The sequence below is a fragment of the Aquabacterium sp. genome, from assembly GCF_041915145.1.
In the GTDB taxonomy this organism is placed as follows: domain Bacteria; phylum Pseudomonadota; class Gammaproteobacteria; order Burkholderiales; family Burkholderiaceae_C; genus Aquabacterium.
Genome location: NZ_JAYSBZ010000118.1, coordinates 1 through 5,678, shown reverse-complemented (window position 1 = coordinate 5,678; position 5,678 = coordinate 1). Strand labels below are relative to the sequence as shown.

The following is a 5,678-nucleotide window of genomic DNA, read 5'->3' as shown; positions in this document are numbered from 1 at the left end:
CGCTGTCGGCAAAGAGGACGAGGCGGTGGCCGGCTGGCGCGGTGTCGTCTTCTTCAAAGCGGGTGCTCCAGCCCTCTGTGGCGAGCACGCGTTGGACGAACTCGAGATCGGTCTCGCGGTATTGCACACGCAGGCCGCGCACGCCGGCCGAGGGGCTGGCTTGCAGGTCGGGCTGGATGCTGTCGTCGAAGCGCCAGGCGGCGTGGGCAGCGTAGGCGCTGAAAACGTCTTCGAGGATCTGCGCCGGGGTGCGGTCTTGCCAGACGCGGCTGTGGCGGGCGTAGGCCAGCAGGCTGAGCCAAGGGCCGGCGGTGAGGCGGTAGCGGGCGGCGGCACCGTTGCTGGCCAGGGGCTCGGCTTCGAGCACGATGGCGCTGCGGCTGGTGCGGCTGCCGTCGGCCAGCGTGGTGTGCAGCTGAACGGGCTGCGCGAGCATGGCGGCAGGGTCGAGGTGGGCGTCGGTGCTCAGGCACAGCAGGCGCAGCACGAATGGCGCGCCGACAGACTCGTGGGCGAGCCAGCTTTCGAGCAGCAAACCCGAGGTGTCGCCGGGGCCGGCGAGGTGGTACAGGCGTTGGGTGGAGTCCCAGCTCAAATCGCCGCCCAGCGCGCGCGCGACCACGCCCGACAAGTCGGACAGATCCATGAGAATTTCCCTGAGTTATTTGTTTGAGTGGCGGATTTTGCTGGATCGCCACGCATGTTGAGCCCCCCATACGAACGGGTTACTCAAAAGCACATTTGAGCGGCTTGCCGAGCACCCGCCAAGCCGAGCGCCGCAGCGATGACAAATTTATGTGCTATAGTCTCAACTCTTGACGCGGGGTGGAGCAGCTCGGTAGCTCGTTGGGCTCATAACCCAAAGGTCGTTGGTTCAAATCCAGCCCCCGCAACCAGGATTCACGGGCCTTACCCGGTAAAAAGCCACTCACTTGTGAGTGGCTTTTTTGTTTGTGGCCCATCTATGGCCCACAAAACCTCGGCACTTTTGCATCGACGATCAAAGCACCGCCTTGCATTGCTTGATGCACTCGAGGCACGACTCATAGCAGGCCTTGCACTGCGCGTGGTGCTCCGCGTGAGGCTTGCATGCCTCGGCGCATTCGATGCACGCGTCCAGGGCAACCTTTGCGAGCGCTCGCGTATATGACGAATCTTGCGCCGCGAGATTCTGAAGCGCCGTGCAAAGCGGAACAACCTGGCTGACGGTCTTGGCGCACTTCCCGAGAGATTTGTCTCCGTCCGAGAGAAGCGCGATGCAATGAGCAAGGCAGGCTTGCCCCTTGGCGGCACAGTCGGATGTTGCGGCAACCAGGGCGGCAAACTTGCTTGGAGCCTGATTGACGGGCGCACTGGCGCCAGCGTGATCATGATGCTCATGTTGAGCCAGAGCTGATCGAGCGAGGCCCGCGAAAGCGGCAAAACCTACCGAGCCGATGACGATGCGACGATTCATTTGTGGCCTTTCCATGCGTGGTTGTGTGGGTTTCTAACTGGCGGCTCCGCGCCCTCAGTCGCTTACGACTTTAGTGCAGAAACGCGGCCAGATGCCGCGCGGCGGCGCGCCCGTCGGCGTCGAGATGGCCTTGACAGCGCGACTCGTGTTATTGATAATCATTCGCATCTAATGACGGAGGTGATGCGATGACTGCAGCAACCGAATCCACGGTGTGCCCCGAGCTTGCCGGCGCGATGGCGCATCTGGCGCGCGCGATCAAGACTGGTTGCCGGCGGTCGGCGCATCTGTGCGCGTTGCTGCTCGATCGCGTGGCCAACGCGCCTGGCGTCGATGACCACATCCGCGCTCACGCTCAAGAATTGTTCGAGGCCATCGAGGGCGAGGCGCTGATCTGGTCGGCTTCGCCCGCAACCCCGAGCCACCCGCACAGCCAGCCTTTTTGCGCCAGCACTCGCACGTCAGGCCATGTCATCTCTTGTCATTGATTCGCTACCCGACCTGCCGCTTTTTCAGGAGGGATTCGTGGTCCGGCGCGCGCTGCTGGCGTCGATCGTGGTGGGCGGTCATCTGGCCGCCGCGGGCTGGATGGCGCGCCATGCCTCGGCCACGCCGGCCGCGCTGATGGATGCCCCCTCGGTGGTGGTGGATCTTTCGTTGCCGGATCAGCCGACGCGTCGCGCCGAGCCGCCCGCGGAACAACCGACGCCCGTGGTGCGCCACGCTCAGCTTGCCCGAGCCCGCGCGCAGGCCCCCGCCGCCCCCACCGAGTCGGTGCCCGAGCCGGCCACGCCGAGGCCGGCACCGGCACCGGCTCAAGACAGCGCCGTGGCAACCGTGCGCCATGAGTCGCCCAGCGCCGATCCCGTCTTGTCGAGCACGCCGAGCATCACGCCGGCGCGCTTTGACGCCGACTACCTGCATAACCCCAAGCCCGACTATCCGGCTTTTGCACGCCGCATGGGCGAGATGGGCAGGGTGTTGTTGCGCGTATCGGTCACGCCTCAGGGGCTGCCCGATTCGGTGGCGATCGCGAGTTCTTCGGGCAGTCCGCGCCTTGACGACGCCGCGCTGCAAACGGTCAAGCGCTGGCGCTTCGTGCCGGCGCGGCAGGGCGAGACGGCCGTGCAGAGCTGGGTCACGGTGCCGATCACTTTCAATCTCGAAGGGTAGTTGTATGAATGCAATGGAAGCCTTGTGGCGGATCTGGTCCGCCGGCGACGCCGTGGCACGGGTGGTGCTGCTCACCTTGGTGGTGATGTCGGTGGCGTCGTGGTATTTGATTCTGGCCAAGACGCTGGATGGCTGGCGACTGCGGCGCGCAGCGGCTTGGGCGCAATCGTTCTGGCGCGCGCAGACGTTCGACGACGGAGTCGCGCAGTTGGACAGCGGGCCGTTTCATGCGCTGGCCGAGCAGGGACAGCGCTGCGCCGAGCACTGCGATCGCACGCCCGATCTGGCCAGCCGGCTCGACGCATCCGAACAAATCGAGCGCGCGCTGCGCCAGCAATATGCCCGCACGCAAGCGCAGATCGAAAACGGCCTGACATGGCTGGCCACCACGGGGGCCACGGCGCCTTTCGTGGGGCTGTTTGGCACGGTGTGGGGCATCTATCACGCGCTGGTGGCCATCGGCACGACCGGACAAGCCTCGCTGGACAAAGTGGCCGGCCCGGTGGGCGAGGCGCTCATCATGACGGCACTGGGACTGTCGGTGGCGCTGCCGGCCGTGTTTGCCTACAACGCCTTTGCCCGCGCCAACCGTGTCTGCCTGGCCGAGCTCGATGCGTTTGCCCACGATCTGCACGCGTTCCTGACGGTGGGACGCCCTCTGAGCAAAGCCGCTGGCGCGTGCGACAAGCGGCGCGCGGCAACGCTGGCGGAGGCGGCGTGATGGCCATCGGAGGTTTTGCCCGCGACAGCGCCCCGACACCGATGAGCGAGATCAACACCACGCCGCTGGTGGACGTGATGCTGGTGCTGCTGGTGGTCATGATGGTGACGGCTCCGCTGCTCAGTCAGGTGATCAAGGTGGATCTGCCACGCGCGGCAAGCACGCCCGCCGAACAGCGGCCCGAGATCGTGCGGCTGACGCTCGACGCCGAAGGCCATGCCTACTGGAACGATCAGGCGCTGACGCCCGAAACCATGCCCGCGCGGCTGCAGCAAGCCGCCGCGCGCGCGCCGCAACCCGAGCTGCGTCTATCTGCCGACCGGCACACCGACTACGAGCATGTCGCGCGGGTGCTGGGTGCGGCGCGTCAGGCTGGCCTGACCCGTCTGCGATTTGCCACTGTCTCAGGAGACCTCGATCATGCCAACACCCCCCAGTGACGCGCACGCCGCCGGCATTGCGCCCACGCGACGATCGCGCCACCTCGACCGTCGCGACGATGCGCCGGCCACGCCGCCGCCAATGGTCGACTCGACGACGCTGTTCAGCGGTGGTGGCGCGCTGCTGCGCATTGCCCACGCCGATCAGGTGTATCTGCTGCGCATCACGCGCGAAAACAAACTGATCCTGACCAAGTAACCGGCCTCGCGTGGCCGCGCACGCGTCACGCCGCCAGCTCATCCCAGCCAGCCACCACGGGCCGTTCCGCGCCCGAGACAGCCAGCCTTTGCTTTGTTGAACCAAGAAGTCCCCCAAAGGTTGTCTGATGAATCCTCGAATCTCTTTCTCGCGCACCCGCGTGGCTTTGGCGCTGGCCGCCCTGTGCGCCCCTGGAACCCACGGCCTGGCCTGGGCGCAAACCGAATTGCGCAACGTGGTGGTGACCGCCACGCGCCATGAAGCCGAGGCCGACGACGTGCCAGCCACGGTCACGAGCACGACGCGCCAGCAACTCGATCGCCGCCTGCCCGGCAACACGGCCGATCTGTTCGCCAACGAGCCCGACATGGCCGTGTCGCGCGACGCCCGACGCTTCGGCGCCACGCGCCCCAACATCCGCGGCCTCGAAGACAACCGCGTGGTGCAGCAGGTGGACGGCGTTCGCCTGACCGATTACTACAACGGCGGCGGCCCGACCAACTTCACGCTCAGCGCGCCGTTGGGAGTGGTGCCCGATTTCCTGAAGCGCGTCGAGGTGGTGCGCGGCGCGTCGTCGAGCCTGTACGGCTCGGATGCCATCGGCGGCGTGATCGGCTTCTTGACGCTCGACCCCACCGACTTGCTGGGGGCCGACAAGGCCCGTGCCGCGCGCGTGCGCGCCAGCTACCTGGGCGCCAACAACGAGCGACGGCTGACGGCGCTGGGCGCGTTCCGTGGCGACGAGAGCGCCTGGCGCCCCGAGTTCTTGCTCGGCGCGTCGAGCGCGCGCGCCCACGAGACGAAGACGATGGGCTCGGTGGACACGACATCGACCAGCCGCACGCGCGCCAATCCGCAATCGATCGACGATCAGGGCGTGCTGGCCAAGCTGGTGCTGCACCCCGCCGCCGGCCACAAGCTCACGGCCAGCGTCGAAGGCCGCGACATGACGGTGGATACCAACGTGCTGCGCCTGTCGAGCTCGCTACCCAAGGTGACGGCCACGCAAGGCGAGGATCAGTCCAAACGCCTGCGGGGCAGCCTGGAGTGGGAGCACAAGATGCAGGACGGCCCGTACGACCGGCTGCATGCAATGGTCTACCGCCAGAACGCCGACACCGAGAACCACAACCTGCAGCGCCGCAGCAGCACCTCGGCCAGCTGCTCGGCCACGGCCAGCGGCGTCAACAGCTGCAACGTCGATCAGTATTTTTCGTTCAGCCAGGACACCACCGGCGCCAACGTGCAGCTCGACAAGTGGCTCAAGACCGATGGCGGCACGCACATGATCACGGGCGGGGTGGATGTGTCGCGGCAGAAGGTGGTCGAGTATCGCGACGCCACGATCTACAACCTCACATCCGGCACGGTCGGCAAGACGCTGGCGGGCGACAGCTTTCCGCTGCGCGACTTTGCCAACGGGCGCACCAACACGATCGGCCTGTTCGCGCAAGACGAGATCGGCGGCCTCGCTGGCGGCGCGTTGTCGCTGACCCCCGGCCTGCGCTACGACCACCGCACGCTCAAGCCCGAGGTGGACGCGTTGGCGCGATCGGTGCTCGCGGCCATCGGGCGCGACGCGGTCGAGAAGTCGGACGGCGCCTGGTCGCCCAAGCTGGGCGCGATGTGGCGCTTCAGCCCCGCCGTTGCCGCCTACGGTCAGGTGGCGCGTTCGTATCGCGCGCCCAA

At 66.7% G+C, this 5,678-nt stretch carries 8 protein-coding genes and 1 tRNA gene; 7 read left to right on the top strand and 2 right to left on the bottom strand.

Annotated features, from left to right (window positions below):
• A partial coding sequence (locus tag ACE3SS_RS14600) for a contractile injection system protein, VgrG/Pvc8 family (protein ID WP_374595192.1) occupies window positions 1–646 on the bottom strand: 646 nt, incomplete at its 3' end.
• 173 nt (window positions 647–819) lie between these two features.
• Here ACE3SS_RS14600 and ACE3SS_RS14595 point away from each other — a divergent pair.
• Window positions 820–896 (top strand) — tRNA-Met (locus ACE3SS_RS14595).
• Window positions 897–1,000: 104 nt separating this feature from the next.
• On the opposite strand, the gene ACE3SS_RS14590 is transcribed toward ACE3SS_RS14595, so the two are convergent.
• On the bottom strand, window positions 1,001–1,456 hold the full coding sequence (locus ACE3SS_RS14590) for a four-helix bundle copper-binding protein (protein ID WP_374595190.1): 456 nt from the start codon (window positions 1,454–1,456) through the stop codon (window positions 1,001–1,003).
• Between the two features lie 188 nt (window positions 1,457–1,644).
• Between ACE3SS_RS14590 and ACE3SS_RS14585 the strand changes: the two genes are divergently transcribed.
• The 6 genes from ACE3SS_RS14585 to ACE3SS_RS14560 form a co-directional block, all read left to right on the top strand.
• Complete coding sequence (locus ACE3SS_RS14585; protein ID WP_374595188.1) at window positions 1,645–1,944, top strand: hypothetical protein; 300 nt, start codon at window positions 1,645–1,647, stop codon at window positions 1,942–1,944.
• A 37-nt stretch (window positions 1,945–1,981) separates the two neighbouring features.
• Complete coding sequence (locus ACE3SS_RS14580; protein WP_374595186.1) at window positions 1,982–2,629, top strand: energy transducer TonB; 648 nt, start codon at window positions 1,982–1,984, stop codon at window positions 2,627–2,629.
• 4 nt (window positions 2,630–2,633) lie between these two features.
• A complete protein-coding gene (locus ACE3SS_RS14575) occupies window positions 2,634–3,350 on the top strand; it encodes a MotA/TolQ/ExbB proton channel family protein (protein ID WP_374595184.1) in 717 nt (238 codons plus the stop codon).
• Window positions 3,350–3,790 (top strand): ExbD/TolR family protein, encoded by a 441-nt coding sequence (locus ACE3SS_RS14570; RefSeq protein ID WP_374595182.1) that lies wholly within the window; start codon window positions 3,350–3,352, stop codon window positions 3,788–3,790. Before ACE3SS_RS14575 ends, ACE3SS_RS14570 begins: the two co-directional genes overlap by 1 nt.
• Window positions 3,771–3,989 carry a hemin uptake protein HemP gene (gene hemP / locus ACE3SS_RS14565; protein WP_374595180.1) on the top strand — a complete coding sequence of 73 codons (219 nt, stop codon included), beginning with the start codon at window positions 3,771–3,773 and terminating at the stop codon, window positions 3,987–3,989. Before ACE3SS_RS14570 ends, hemP begins: the two co-directional genes overlap by 20 nt.
• A 127-nt stretch (window positions 3,990–4,116) precedes the next feature.
• Window positions 4,117–5,678: TonB-dependent receptor domain-containing protein (locus ACE3SS_RS14560; protein WP_374595178.1), on the top strand; the 1,562-nt coding region annotated here is incomplete at its 3' end.